Annotated in this window: 8 protein-coding genes, 6 tRNA genes, 7 pseudogenes and 2 other annotated features (1 of these 23 only partly in view); all 21 genes and pseudogenes read left to right on the top strand. The window is 32.9% G+C overall.

The genetic code is table 11. The features are described 5' to 3' along the window. Positions 1-327: 327 nt before the first annotated feature. The 21 genes and pseudogenes from JCM7501_RS08465 to JCM7501_RS08570 all read left to right on the top strand — a co-directional run bounded on the left by JCM7501_RS08465 (position 328) and on the right by JCM7501_RS08570 (position 14045). Positions 328-404: transfer RNA gene (locus JCM7501_RS08465), tRNA-Val, on the top strand. Positions 405-566: 162 nt separating this feature from the next. Further along, a pseudogene (locus tag JCM7501_RS08470) lies at positions 567-1339 on the top strand (prolipoprotein diacylglyceryl transferase). A gap of 140 nt (positions 1340-1479) precedes the next feature. Continuing rightward, positions 1480-1944, top strand: coding sequence for a GAF domain-containing protein (locus tag JCM7501_RS08480; RefSeq protein WP_028992704.1), 465 nt, complete (start codon positions 1480-1482; stop codon positions 1942-1944). A gap of 53 nt (positions 1945-1997) precedes the next feature. Beyond that, positions 1998-2219, top strand: coding sequence for a NifU family protein (locus tag JCM7501_RS08485; RefSeq protein ID WP_028992705.1), 222 nt, complete (start codon positions 1998-2000; stop codon positions 2217-2219). Positions 2220-2341: 122 nt separating this feature from the next. After that, positions 2342-3796, top strand: a complete 1455-nt coding sequence (locus tag JCM7501_RS08490) for a hypothetical protein (RefSeq protein WP_256201319.1) — start codon at positions 2342-2344, stop codon at positions 3794-3796. Position 3797: 1 nt separating this feature from the next. Beyond that, positions 3798-3966 (top strand): annotated as a pseudogene (locus JCM7501_RS16245) (small, acid-soluble spore protein, alpha/beta type). Positions 3967-3991: 25 nt separating this feature from the next. Continuing rightward, positions 3992-4737, top strand: a pseudogene (locus JCM7501_RS08500) (NAD-dependent protein deacylase). A gap of 74 nt (positions 4738-4811) precedes the next feature. Further along, complete coding sequence (locus tag JCM7501_RS08505) at positions 4812-5015, top strand: cold-shock protein (protein ID WP_003867228.1); 204 nt, start codon at positions 4812-4814, stop codon at positions 5013-5015. 58 nt (positions 5016-5073) lie between these two features. Next, positions 5074-5957: pseudogene (gene hslO, locus JCM7501_RS08510) on the top strand (Hsp33 family molecular chaperone HslO). 125 nt (positions 5958-6082) lie between these two features. After that, positions 6083-6158 (top strand) — tRNA-Val (locus JCM7501_RS08515). Continuing rightward, positions 6159-6235, top strand: a tRNA-Asp gene (locus JCM7501_RS08520). A 5-nt stretch (positions 6236-6240) separates the two neighbouring features. After that, positions 6241-6316, top strand: a tRNA-Phe gene (locus JCM7501_RS08525). A gap of 5 nt (positions 6317-6321) precedes the next feature. After that, positions 6322-6397, top strand: a tRNA-Gly gene (locus JCM7501_RS08530). 4 nt (positions 6398-6401) lie between these two features. Then, positions 6402-6476, top strand: a tRNA-Cys gene (locus JCM7501_RS08535). 105 nt (positions 6477-6581) lie between these two features. Further along, on the top strand, positions 6582-6917 hold the full coding sequence (locus JCM7501_RS08540; RefSeq protein WP_028992708.1) for a thioredoxin family protein: 336 nt from the start codon (positions 6582-6584) through the stop codon (positions 6915-6917). A 174-nt stretch (positions 6918-7091) separates the two neighbouring features. Then, positions 7092-7826 (top strand): DUF6873 family GME fold protein, encoded by a 735-nt coding sequence (locus JCM7501_RS08545; protein ID WP_013150522.1) that lies wholly within the window; start codon positions 7092-7094, stop codon positions 7824-7826. A 55-nt stretch (positions 7827-7881) separates the two neighbouring features. Next, a pseudogene (gene ytxC / locus JCM7501_RS15925) lies at positions 7882-8759 on the top strand (putative sporulation protein YtxC). Positions 8760-8842: 83 nt separating this feature from the next. Continuing rightward, positions 8843-9442, top strand: a complete 600-nt coding sequence (locus JCM7501_RS08555) for a DUF445 domain-containing protein (RefSeq protein WP_012995512.1) — start codon at positions 8843-8845, stop codon at positions 9440-9442. A 53-nt stretch (positions 9443-9495) separates the two neighbouring features. Beyond that, positions 9496-9687, top strand: a binding site (T-box leader). A 47-nt stretch (positions 9688-9734) separates the two neighbouring features. Beyond that, the gene (gene thrS / locus JCM7501_RS08560; RefSeq protein ID WP_028992709.1) at positions 9735-11639 is read left to right on the top strand and encodes a threonine--tRNA ligase; all 1905 of its coding nucleotides are present in this window, start codon (positions 9735-9737) and stop codon (positions 11637-11639) included. 102 nt (positions 11640-11741) lie between these two features. Next, positions 11742-12982, top strand: a pseudogene (locus tag JCM7501_RS08565) (MFS transporter). A gap of 11 nt (positions 12983-12993) precedes the next feature. Beyond that, a pseudogene (locus tag JCM7501_RS08570) lies at positions 12994-14045 on the top strand (chorismate synthase). A gap of 157 nt (positions 14046-14202) precedes the next feature. Then, positions 14203-14271 (top strand) — a sequence feature (ribosomal protein L20 leader region); it runs 54 nt beyond the window's last position.

Genomic DNA, 14271 nt, shown 5'->3' on the forward strand with positions numbered 1-14271 from the left:
AGCAGTTTCATAAATTTCGTTTTTATTCATTCTCGGTGACCTCCTTTGAGGATTATTTCAATTCTAATTATACAGTGGACACAATTTTATTTTAACTCCCTTAACCTAATATTACGGTTTTGAATATAGGGAAAGTAACGCCAATATATAGGGTTATAAGAGCAATAAAATATGCACAAGTTATATAAAAAACATGATAAGACGAAGCCCTGAAATTAACTAAGTTCCAGGGGTTGTCTTAAAAAATCCTACAGTATCTCGACACTATCCTCAAAAAATTTGTGATTGACATGGTTTAGAAGGATGTATATAATAAAAATGAAGAGTGGGGTTATAGCTCAGCTGGTCAGAGCGCTACGCTCACATCGTAGAGGCCACAGGTTCGAATCCTGTTAACCCCACCAGTAAGTTGAAGGTTTCCGGCATGTGATATATGCCGGGATTTTTATTTTGGTTCGCAATATTTAAGTCACCTCTTGACATATTATCGAAATGCTGTAGAATGGTAGTATAATGAAAATCTTTCAGAGTTTACTTTTCAAAAACTACTATATGGAGGTTGTACAATGTACATTCCGACAATTAGTCCTTATGCTTTTAAAATTGGTCCAATTGCTGTTCATTGGTATGGAATTTTTATGGCTATTTCTATTGCTATTGGTGGATATTATTTGTACCGACAGGCGATGAAACTGAATTACGATGAAGATTTTTTGCTTAATCTTTTGATGATTGTCGTAATTTCAGGAGTTGTAGGTGCTCGACTTATGTTTGTGTTGGCAAATTATCCTGAGTGGTTTATTAAAAATCCTATTCAAGTGTTAAAGATTTATGAAGGTGGACTTTCATGGCATGGAGCAGTTTTAGGTGGTTTTTTAGCGGGGCTTTATTATTGTCGTAAAAAAGGTGTGAGGATAAATCCCTTGGAGGATTTTGCAGTTTTAGGTCTTGCTATTGGAAACATATTAGTTAGAATTGGCAATATTTTTAATCATGAAGTATTGGGAAGGCCGACTGAATTTGCTTTTGGGAGATGGCCTGCGCAATTAGTAGGAGTTGCTATGGGAGTAATACTTCTCATAAGGTATTTTTATATACAAAAAAAGCATATGCTGATGGATATCAATTTTGGTCTTTTATATTTTACTATCAATTAATGAGAGGTTTAATTGAAGAAACTGTAAGGGATAATCCTTTAATATGGCCTGTATATTTAAATGAAAAATGGGGAATAGGATTTTTTACTTTAACTCAGTTAGTAACACCTTTCATTTTGATATTGGCATACTGGATGATTAGAAGGGTTTTAAATGACTCTGATAAACAATTTTACAATTAAAACTGCTTTTGAGGAGTTTTCTTATTTAAGGCAATTGAATTTATCTTTAACTATTGTTAAATTAAAAGGAAACTACTTTATTTTACCACATTTTAATGGTAAAATTATATTAGTAAATTTCTCACAGAGGAGCTGGAAAGATGGAAAAAAGAAAAGTTTTTGATGACTTATTAGTTAAAATTGACCAGAGGGCAAAAGAAATTGATGATATGAATGAATTTTATGGTGAAGTTGTTAAGATATTAGCAGACAATGTTCCTTACTACAATTGGACAGGTTTTTATTTCATGAAAGATGGAGAGTTAGTAATAGGGCCTTATATTGGTAGACCTACTGAACATGTGAGAATAAAAGTGGGACAGGGAGTTTGTGGAAGAGCTGTTGCAGAAAAAAGCACTGTAATTGTTGATGATGTTACAAAAGAAGATAATTATTTGGCTTGTAGTCTTGAGACGAAATCGGAAATTGTAGTGCCAATATGGGCTAATGGTGAGATAATAGGAGAAATAGATATTGACAGCGATGATTTAGCTGCTTTTGATGAAGAAGATAGAAGATTTTTAGAGAAAGTTGCGGAAATTATAAGTCAAAAACTCAAAAAATAGATTTCTATTTATTTTTTGTGGTATAATAATTGTGTCAGGAAGGAGGATAGGCTATGAGAGAAAGAGTAGAAGAAGTGTTAGAGCTTCTAAGGCCATCTCTTCAAGCAGATGGAGGAGATGTGGAACTTATTGACGTTACAGAGGATGGAATTGTAAAGATAAGGCTGACAGGTGCTTGTGGAGGATGCCCTTTTGCTACTTTGACGCTGAAAGAAGGCATTGAAAGGGCCATCAAGGAAGAAATTCCTGAAGTAAAAGAAGTGATAGCAGTTTAAAAAATCCGGGTTATCCGGATTTTTTTTGTTATATAAGCAGGAATTTAACCATACATAGAATAGTATATATGGAAATATTTTCAAGGAGGTCTATGTATGGTTAAAAAATCTGTTTAGCAGGATTGATTGCCTTAATATTATTTTTAAATTTATCAAGTGCCTATTCAGAAGCTAATACTTATTTAGAAGAAATAATATTGCAAAAAATAATGATGAAGGTACCATTTGCAAATGGGTTAAAATTAGTTGAATATAAATTGGAAAATGGATTATACAGCTTTAAATTTGAAGGAAATAATCCCTTTAAGGCTTTAAAAATTGTATATAATAGTAACAATGATAAGGTGGAATATATAGATTACTACGTAAATACCTTTATGCCTTTTGACAAAAACTTATCAGTGGTGTATTCAGAAGATGAGTCGATAATTTTAGCACACAATTTGATATCTTCGATTACAGGAGAGGAATATCAATTTGTAAAAAGCCTTTCAGATGATGAGTATATTGATGAAAGTTTAGAAAAACCATATATTTATAAGCTAATATTTAAGAAAGTGATAAATAGCCTCATAGTAAATAATAGAGAAATAGTTGTATACATAAATTCTCATTCAGGAGAAGTTGTTAAATTTTTTGGTGAAAATCTTTCGGAAGATGTGGAATATGATGATACAAAAAATATTAAAAGTGTTGATGAGATAAAAAGCTTATATCAAAGATATGTTATCCCTCAGCTTATGCTTTATAAAGAAGGCCAAAAGTACCAGTTAGTTTATATCCCCTCTTTGAATCCTTTATTTTACGGAATTGACGCTAAAAGTGGTATTTTTACTGATTATAAGGGAAATGATATTAAAGAAGAAATGGTTACACTGGATTTTGTAAAGTTAAAAGGCAATTGTTTTAATTTTAAAAATCCAGAGACAATTGCTCATGATATAGCGAGGAGTTTAAAAATAGATAAAATTTCCTTGATCAAATCCGGTTATGTGAATAATTTTTATTTGACGGGTAAACCGGCTGTGACCTATGATTGGAATTTTACAAGTTTAAAAGACAAAATTTTAAATATAAATGTAGCAATTGATTCTCACGACCAAAATATTCTTCACTTAGGTTTTGGTTATTGGAGCTATAATAAGAAAAATTTTAGAATACTTGATATGGAAGAGGCAAAGACATATGTGAAAGAACATCTTTATAATTATTTGTCTTGTGATTTTTTGGTAGCATATCCTATGAATTATCGAGATAATAAAATTTATACTTTTTATAGACAAACAAACAATACGATAATTTCTAATAATTATATAACAATTGAAACAAATGAGGAAGGAATAATTAAAAAAATAATTTTTAATTGGGATTATATTGATTTCCCAAAGATAGACAATACTATCAATATACAAGTTGCTCAAAATATTTTTATGGATAGTGGTTTTAAAATGTACTATTTTATAACAGAGAATAAAAAAGGTAAATTATTGTATATACCTAACTCTTTGGAGTTTATGATAGATGCCAGCACAGGGAAAAAGATATATTACAGTTCTTTAAATTGGGAGGAGGATTAAAATGGATAATGAAATTTTAAAACTTGAAGCGGCTGAAGAATTAGGACTTCTTGAAAAAGTAAAAAAAGTTGGATGGTCTAAGTTATCTGCCCAAGAAACTGAAGATAGGTTCAATAGTTAAGAAAAAGATGAAATTGAAACGGGAGGTAGGAAAAAAAGATAAGTTGTGATATACTTTATTTGAGGTGAATTATGATGGGGGATAAAAGCTTGTTTGAAGAGGCTGCTCGTCTCATTAGGCAGTCAAAAAAAACTATGGTATTGACAGGAGCGGGAATATCAACGGAAAGTGGTATACCTGATTTTAGAAGTCCAGGAACAGGCTTGTGGGAGAATTTAGATCCGATGGAGGTTTTGTCGACAAGAGTATTGTACAATTCCCCGGAAGAATTTTATAAAGTTGGTTTCAAGATTTTGTCTTCAATGAGAAATGCTAAGCCTAATGAAGCTCATTACATATTGAGCGAAATGGAGAAAGATGGTATAATTTCTGGAGTAATTACACAAAATATAGACAATCTTCATCAAAAAGCTGGTTCTAAAAATGTATTTGAAGTCCACGGCAATACGAGAGAAGGAAGTTGTTTACGTTGTGGTAAAAAAGTTTCTTTTGAAATTTTAGAGGAAAAAGTAAATAAAAAACAAATTCCTCCTTGCTGTGATGATTGTAATGGCGTATTGCGCCAGATGTAGTGCTTTTTGGAGACCCTATGCCTTATGCATTTGATTTAGCACTAAAAGAAGTAAAGTCAAGCGATTTATTGATAGTTATAGGTTCTTCTTTGACAGTTTCACCAGTAAACTTTTTGCCAGATATGGTAAGACATTTAATAATTATAAATGCAACTGAAACTCCTTATGATTATAAAGCTGATGTAGTTATAAGAGAAAAAGCAAGTTACGCTCTTGGAAATATATGGGATATAATAAAATTTCAATAAAAAATTTGACAATTTGATATATAAGTGCTATGATAGAAAAGTAAATTATTTATCAAGTTTGGAGGAAGATATAAATGGTAAGAGGTAAAGTAAAATGGTTTAATGCCGAGAAAGGGTATGGCTTTATTGAAAGGGAGGATGGGACAGACGTATTTGTCCATTACTCAGCAATTGAAGGCGATGGCTTTAAGACATTAGAGGAAGGACAAAAAGTTGAATTCGAGGTAGTTGAAGCTGCAAAAGGACCACAAGCTTCTAAGGTAAGAAAGGTAAACTGACGCGAAATCAAACCCTAACATTGATATGTTAGGGTTTTTTAATATAGGAGGTAGGAATATGAAAGATTACATTGTAAGAGCTACAGGTTATAATAATAAAATATTAGCTATTGCAGCTTTTTCAACGCAAACTGTCCAGAAGGCTAGAGAAATTCACAATCTAACACCTACTACTTGTGCAGCTTTAGGAAGAGCTTTGACTGCTGTTGCTATGATGAGAGTTACGATGAAAGGAGAAAAAGATAAGGTTACCTTAGTTATAAAAGGTGATGGACCGATTGGTAATATCGTTGCAGTGTCAAATTACCCAGGAATTGTCAAAGGGTATATAGGAGATCCTACAGTGGATTTGCCACTTTCTGAAAAAGGGAAATTAGATGTAGGCAAGGCTGTTGGTAAAAATGGATATGTGACTGTAATAAAGGATATAGGTTTAAAAGAACCTTACGTTGGAACTGTAAAGCTTCAAACTGGAGAAATTGGAGAAGATATAGCCTATTATTTTTATGCTTCTGAACAGATACCTTCTGCTGTTGGGGTAGGAGTGTTAGTTGGTAAAGAAGGAAATGTCTTAGCTGCTGGAGCTTTATTATACAGTTATTGCCCGATATTGAGGAAGAAGTTGTAGCAAAGTTAGAAGAAAAACTTAAGAATATTTCTTCAGTGACAGAATTGCTGATGGAAGGACATCTGCCGGAAGATATATTGAACATTATATTAGGGGAGTTGGGATTTGATATTTTAGAACGGACAGATTTAAAATATGAATGTGATTGTTCACAAGAAAGATTTGAAACTGCAATAATTGCGCTTGGAAAAGATGAGATAAATAAACTTATTGCAGAAGGACAATCAGTTGAAATGGTGTGCCATTTTTGTGGCAAAAAGTATATAATAGAGGAAAGTAGACTTAAAGAATTGCTGAGAATTGCAGAGGAATAAAGCAAATTTAAGAGAATCACCAATATTTTTTATTCTTAATTAGACGTAAAGGCGAAAAAATCCTCAAAATAGTGTTGACTAATAGCAGTTTTTTATGTATACTATTACTTGCACGGCAGTAAAATGGTCGTATAGCTCAGCTGGGAGAGCACCTGCCTTACAAGCAGGGGGTCATAGGTTCGAGTCCTATTGCGACCACCAGGCCCAGTAGCTCAGTTGGTTAGAGCGCCAGCCTGTCACGCTGGAGGCCGAGGGTTCAAGTCCCTTCTGGGTCGCCAGTTATGCCTCGATAGCTCAGTTGGTAGAGCAAGGGACTGAAAATCCCTGTGTCAGTGGTTCGATTCCACTTCGAGGCACCATTTATGCGGACATAGCTCAGGTGGTAGAGCATCACCTTGCCAAGGTGAGGGTCGCGAGTTCGAGTCTCGTTGTCCGCTCCATTATGGCGACATAGCCAAGTGGTAAGGCAGAGGTCTGCAAAACCTTTATTCCCCGGTTCGAATCCGGGTGTCGCCTCCATAAAAATATAAAAGTTTAAAACATAGCAAAAAGCCCTAGAAAGGGCTTATATTTTTTGATTTTTAAACTCTAATCGTTTGTAGTCTTTTGGACTGGAGGGGAATTATGGTAAAAATTATCGACATAGAAAATATAGAACAAATTATAAAGGAAAATGATATAGTGTTTCTTTATTTTTCTACACAAGATTGCGGAATATGTACTTCATTACTTCCTAAACTTGAAAAAATGCTAGCAAATTATCCAAAAATAAAAAGTTTTCACATTCCTATTGACGAGATTCCGGTGGCTTCTGGTAAGTTTTCTGTTTTTACTGTTCCTACTGTAATAGTTTATGTGGATGGAAAAGAGGCAATAAGAGAGGCTCGCTTTATAAGTATGGACACATTGGAAGAAAAAATTTCAAAATATTATTCTTTTTTCTTTGGAGAAACTGCGTAAAACTTTATTAATGATGTGGTTTTTGCCAAGATTTTTATATAATAATATGGGATGGTATCACATAAAGACAATTTTAAAAGGAAAAGATGATGTTAGTTGTTATTTAAAATGATAAAAAAAGTTAGGGCATATAGCAGTATGCTCTATTTTTATATGAGGAAAGAGGGTGAAAAAATGTTTAATCCTTTTGTTCCCCATGGTAATTTTAAATGGGTTGTAATTGATGGAAGGGAGAGGGAAATTGGAGATAGTTTGTTTAAGTTAGGAATAAAAGTTTTATATACGGAAAAATGTGCAGATTTATACGATGCTATTTCTTTCCATCCCGATATACTTTTACATCCGTTAGGAGATGGAGAAATTATTGTAGCCCCCAATGTGACACCAGAGTTTATACACAAATTGAAATTAATAGGTTTAAAAGTAAAAATAGGACAAACTTTTTTGAAACGTAACTATCCTTATGATATCGCATATAATGTAGCAAGATTGGGAAACACAGCTTTTCACAATTTGAAGTACACAGATCCTGTTTTAAGAGAGTCCTTAGAAAGAAAAGGCGTCAAGTTTTTAAATGTAAGGCAAGGTTATACAAAATGTAATATGGCAATCATAGATGATAATAGCTTTATAACTTCAGACAAAGGAATATTTGAGGTAGCAGTTGATAATGGTTTTGAAGCACTTTTGATAGAACCTGGAGGTGTTTTTTTAAAGGGTTTTGAATACGGATTTATTGGCGGTGCAATGGGGCTTATAGGAGAGAAAAAATTAGCAGTGACTGGTGTGTTTAAATCTCACAAAAATTATGAAAAAATTATTGAATTTTTATATAAAAAAGGAATTGAAATTGTTTATCTTACTTTTAAACAAATAAAAGACATTGGTTCCATCATTCCACTGATTTAAAACAGATAAAAACGAGAAAAAGAGACATATACTATTAACGAAGGGAGTGAGAAGATTGCAACTATTTTCCATAGGTGTTTCAAAGGATTTAAAACTAGATGAAGAAAATTTGAAACATGGTTTAAAAAATTTAGCTGAAAATGGTATAAAAATTGCAATAAATTCTAATGTATATGGCCCAGTTACGTATTATAGCTTAAAAGTTGAAGATAATCAAGGTTTTAGTAATGTTGGGAGAATAAGAAATTATATAGCAGAAGCTATTTCAGATATAATAGTTAACCAAATTGACAAACGGATAATAAAAAAATTAATCAATAAATATTACCATTATTTTTCAGAAGATGAAAAAGAGGAAATAGAAAAAATTGCTTACAATATTTTGGAAGACGACGTGAATAGAGAAACATTTAAATTGGCAAAAAAAGAGCAAATTTTTGTATTGATAAGGGATTTTTTAAAAGAGAGTGATTATATAGACTTAGAAGGGTTTGTGAATTTTAGACTTAGGGATTTTATTGGCGAACTTAGCGAAGTTACAGATAAAGCTGTTGATGAATTTTTAATGAGAAAAGAGTATAACGAGTTATAGGTTTACTTAAATACTTTGTGGAATTACAGGACTCAAAAGTTGAAGTATTGAATGTCATTGTTGATAAAAATGGCAAGTTTAAACTTTATGATGAAAATTCTAAACCAATATCTAGTGATTTTATTGATGAAATAGTTAATGAATTAAAAGATGGTGTTATAAGTGATGAAGATGCTTTGATGAGTACGCTTATAACCATAGCTCCTAAAAAGATATTTTTTCATTCCATTAACAATATGAGAAATAGGGAAATTTTAGAGACCATTAAAAAAGTTTTTAATAACAAAGTGGAAATTTGCTATGGTTGTGAGTTGTGTTCAAAAATTAAGTGTGAAAAATAGCCCAGCTTAAGGCTGGGTTTTAAAATTCGTCAAAATCTGATATTATTATATTTGGTGATTTTTTAAAATTTAGAGGTGGTGGAATGCAATTTTTAACAAGGATGCTATTTTTAGCTTTTGTAGGAGCTGCTATTGGATGGTTTACGAATTTTATCGCCGTTAAAATGCTATTTAAGCCTTTTAAACCTATAAAATTTTTCGGTATAACATTACAAGGGCTTATCCCTAAAAGAAAATGTGAAATTGCTAAATCAATAGGTGAAATTGTGGAAATGGAATTGTTATCTTTTAATGATTTATGGGACAGGCTTTTAACAGAAGAAAATCGGAAATTATTGTTATCGAATTTGGATTTAAAAGTCAAAGAAGTTACAGAGAATAAACTTCCTTCTTTTTTTCCTAAGGCTATAAAAGGAATGATATCAAGGTATATCGGTGAGATTATAAATAGAGAAGTAGAAGTATTTTTGAATTCTCCTTCTAATGAAATGGTGGAGATTATTTCAAAAAGGCTTAAAATATCAGAAATTGTAGAGAAAAAGATAAAAAGTTTTGAATTAGAGAAATTGGAGAATGTGGTGTTTAAAGTTGCTCACAATGAACTTTATACGATAGAGCTTATGGGAGGAGTCTTGGGGTTTATTATAGGGGTATTGCAAGCAGTTATAATACAATTTTTATAAAATTATTATTGACAAAAGCTTTAGGGAAAGATATAATGATTAAAAAATTGAATATTAAAGCAATGAGGGGGAAAGTAGATATTTGATGAACATCACAGAGATTGAATGACATAGGCTGAGATCATTCAAATGTTCTGAATATCGAAAACCACCCCGGAGCTGCGGATGATGAATCCGAACGGTTATTCCGATATAATACCAGAGTATAAAAAAGAGTGGAACCGCAGAGAACCTCTGCCTCTTTACGGGGTAAGAGGTTTTTTATTTAAGATTTTGCAAAGGAGGTAGTTGAATGATTCTCACATTAAAAGATGGTACACAAAGAGAATTTGAAAAGGGTATGACAGTTTATGAAATAGCTAAAAGTATAAGTGAAAGATTAGCAAAAGAAGCCGTTGGTGGAAAGTTTAATGGCAAAGTAGTAGAACTTAATACAAAAATTGAGGAGGACGGAAAATTAGAAATTTTGACTTTTGATGATGAAGAAGGGAAAAAGATTTATTGGCACACTTCTTCCCATATTTTAGCACAAGCTGTAAAAAGGCTTTTTAAAGATGTGAAATTGGCAATTGGTCCAGCCATAGACAATGGTTTTTACTATGATTTCGACACAGATAGGCCTTTTACAACGGAAGACTTTGAGGCTATAGAGCAGGAAATGAATAAAATTATAAAAGAGGATTATAAGTTGGAAAGATTTGTTCTTCCAAAGGATAAAGCTATAAAATTAATGGAGGGAAAAGGTGAACCTTATAAAGTGGAGCTAATTAAAGAGATACCAGAAGGGGAGGAAATTTCTTTTTACAAACAAGGAGAATTTACTGACCTTTGCGCAGGACCTCACCTTATGTCAACAGGTATGGTAAAGACTATTAAATTGTTATCAGTTGCTGGTGCCTACTGGAAAGGCGACGAAAAAAATAAAATGCTTCAAAGAATATATGGAATAAGCTTTCCTAAAAAAAGCATGTTAGATGAATATTTACATATGTTAGAAGAAGCAAAAAAGAGAGACCATAGAAAATTAGGGAAAGAGCTGGATTTGTTTAGTATCCACCCTGAAGGACCAGGCTTTCCATTTTTCCATCCTAAAGGAATGATTATAAGAAACATTTTAGAAGATTTTTGGCGTAAGGAACATATGAAGCACGGTTATCAGGAAATAAAAACACCTATAATTTTAAATGAGGAATTGTGGCGTAGATCTGGACACTGGGACCATTACAAAGAAAATATGTATTTTACTGAAATAGACGGTGAAACTTACGCGATAAAACCCATGAATTGTCCTGGAGCAATGCTTGTTTACAAATCTACAATGCATAGTTACAGGGATTTACCCTTAAGACTTTGTGAATTGGGTTTAGTGCATAGACATGAACTTTCAGGAGTTTTGCATGGGCTTATGAGAGTAAGAAGTTTTACTCAGGATGATGCTCACTTGTTTATGACTCCTGAGCAGGTAGAAGACGAAATTTTAGGGGTTATAAATTTAGTGGATTATTTCTATAAAATCTTTGGCTTTGAGTATTTTGTTGAATTGTCTACACGTCCTGAAAATTCTATGGGGTCTGATGAAGACTGGGAATTGGCCACAAATGCTTTGATTTCTGCTTTAAACCGCGTGAATTTACCATATAAAGTTAATGAGGGGGATGGTGCATTTTACGGACCCAAAATAGATTTTCATTTAAAAGACAGCATAGGTCGTACATGGCAATGTGGAACTATCCAATTAGATTTCCAGATGCCTGAAAGGTTTGAACTGGAGTATATAGGCCCAGATGGAGAAAAACACAGACCTATAATGTTACACAGGGTAATTTACGGAAGTATAGAAAGATTTATTGGAATTCTTACTGAACATTTTGCGGGGGCTTTCCCAACTTGGCTGGCGCCAGTACAAGTTAGAGTTTTGCCTATATCTGATAAACACTATGCTTATGCCCAAAATGTATATGGGCGTCTGTTGGAAAATGACATAAGAGCTGAATTGGACGACAGAAATGAAAAAGTAGGATACAAAATACGAGAGGCACAACTTCAAAAGATTCCCTATATGCTGATTGTAGGGGATAAAGAAGTAGAACAAGGGACAGTATCTTTAAGGTCAAGAAAAGAAGGGGATCTAGGTGCTATTTCCTTAAGTGAGTTTATAGAAAAAATTCTTAAAGAAATCGCTACAAAAGCTTTATAAAATCAAAATGCTCCTTTAAGGGGCATTTTGATTTATTGTTTATTGAAAGAATTTAAAAAACGTGATAATCTAAAATTAAAATATCAATTTTGAGGGAGAGGTATGAAAAAGAACTTAGAGGTTTACAAGCATTTGAAATACAACATAAAAATGAATATGATAAATGGTCTTGCATGGGCTATAGGCTTTAATATGGTTAACCCTTTTATTGGAATATATGCCATAAAATTAGGAGCCGACGATTTTCAGGTATCTCTTTTAAATTCTCTTCCCGCCCTTATGGTGGTAATTGGAGTAATTCCTGTGACCTACTTGATTAATAGCTTAAAGAATGTTCATAAATTTGCTTATATTGTTCTTTATATTGCACGAGCTTTTTATTTTTTACTTGCTCTTGCTCCCTTTTTTAATAAGGAGTTCCAACCGTGGATTGTAGTCATATTAGTAGGAGTAATGAATTTACCTTCTATGGCGGTTGGTATGTGCTGGCAGTCTTTTATGAGTGAATTAATTCCTCACGAATATAGAAGTAAAGTTTTCGCTGACAGAAATTTTTGGACGACAATTGTGGCAACAATTACAGTTTGGTAACAGGATGGTTGCTTGATAATATAGTATTTCCTATTAATTATCAAGTAATATTTACCATTGCATTTATTTTCGGATTAATAGAATCTTATTATTTTTCAAGGTTTTACGTGGTGGAAAGCGATTTGGAGGAAGCCAATCCCGCAAATTTTTACGAAGCTTTTAAAAACATGTTGGAGTCCAAAAAATTCATATATTTTAATATAACTTCTTTTATATATTATTTTACATGGATAATGGCTTGGCCTATATTTACCGTATATAAAGTGAATTTTTTGCATGCTAACAACGGATGGATGAGTATATTTACTATTGTTTCCTCGATTGGGTCTATTTTAGCTTTTTATAAATGGGCTGACCTTTCTAACAAAAAAGGAAACGGATTTACTGTTGCATTAAGTGCATTGCTTCTAGGATTTATTCCTCTTATGTGGGCTACAACTAAAAGCCTTTATGTTGGTGCTGTTTTTGATTTTTTAGGGGGTATAGCTGTAGGAGGTTATAACATGTTGCTTTTAAATTGGCTGTTAGAACTTTTACCTCCTACATCAGGAAAAATGAGTTACATAGCAGTTTTTACATTAATTACCCAAATTGCTGCTTTTATTGCTCCTATGTTTGGAATGTGGCTTTATACACAAATTGGTTATGTAGTTTTTATGATTTTAACAGGTATTGCAAGAATAGTAGTGAGTATTTTGTACTTTTTAGTAGCTAATTATGAAGATGAGATTAAAAAAGTTGAAGCAAAGTAAGGAGGAAAAGTATGAGGTATATTACTGCAGGTGAATCCCATGGAGAAGCATTAATTGCTGTTATTGAAGGTCTTCCTGCAAATCTTTTAATAGATGAAGACTTTATAAATAAAGAGCTTAAAAGAAGACAAGGTGGACATGGAAGAGGAAAAAGAATGGCAATTGAAGAGGACAAAGTCCACGTTTTAAGCGGTGTGAGCAACGGGAAAACAATTGGTTCCCCTCTTGCTATACAGATAATAAACAAAGATTATGAAAATTGGAAGGGTAAAATAGTTCCAGCTATGACAAGACCTCGCCCTGGTCATGCAGACCTTTCAGGAGCAATAAAATATAATCAAAGGGATATAAGAAATGTTTTGGAGCGTTCCAGTGCACGAGAAACAGCAGCGCGAGTGGCAGTAGGAAGCGTCGCAAAATTACTTCTCAAGGAGTTAAATATATTCGTAAAAAGTAAAGTTTTAGAAATAGGTGGAATAAGTGTAGAAGAAGAGTGGCCAAAGATTATTGAAGAGGCAAAATCAAAAGGAGATACTTTAGGTGGTGTAATAGAAATAATAATAGAAGGTGTGCCTATTGGATTGGGAAGTCATGTGCAATGGGACAGGAAACTGGATGCTCTTTTAGCTTATCATGTCATGAGTGTACAAGCTATAAAAGGAGTAGAGTTTGGCTTGGGATTTGAAGCAGCAAGAAGACCTGGATCTTTAGTTCACGATGAAATATACTACGATAAAGAAAGAGGTTTTTATAGAAAATCCAATAATGCAGGAGGAATTGAAGGCGGGATTTCAAATGGAAGTCCTATAATTATAAAGCTGCGATGAAGCCAATTCCTACACTTTTAAAACCTCTTAATTCAATTGATATAAATTCAAAGAAACAGGTAAAAGCTGCCTATGAAAGGTCTGATGTAACTGCTGTAGAAGCTGCTGCCTGTGTATTAGAAGCGGTATGCGCTTGGGTGATTGCTGATGAATGCCTTAAAAAGTTTGGTGGTGATTCAATTGAGGAACTAAAGAAAAATTATGATGCTTATTTAGAGTATGTAAAAAATTTCTAGATTTTAAAAATAAAAAGGTAAGCATAAAGTTCGCGAAAAATTTCGGTAGACTAGTTAATAGAGTTGACATTTTGCACAAGACGAGTGACTTGACAGAGCAGTTGCTAAGCATAAAAATAAATATTGACAAAAAAATAAAATAATGATAAACTAAAGAAGCAATAAGTAGAAGCGCCCGCTTCTCACCTTTCACCGAGGGTGCAAAGGTTTTTTCAAAAGTAGTTAT

It is taken from the genome of Thermoanaerobacter thermocopriae JCM 7501, assembly GCF_001310975.1.
GTDB lineage: Bacteria > Bacillota > Thermoanaerobacteria > Thermoanaerobacterales > Thermoanaerobacteraceae > Thermoanaerobacter > Thermoanaerobacter thermocopriae.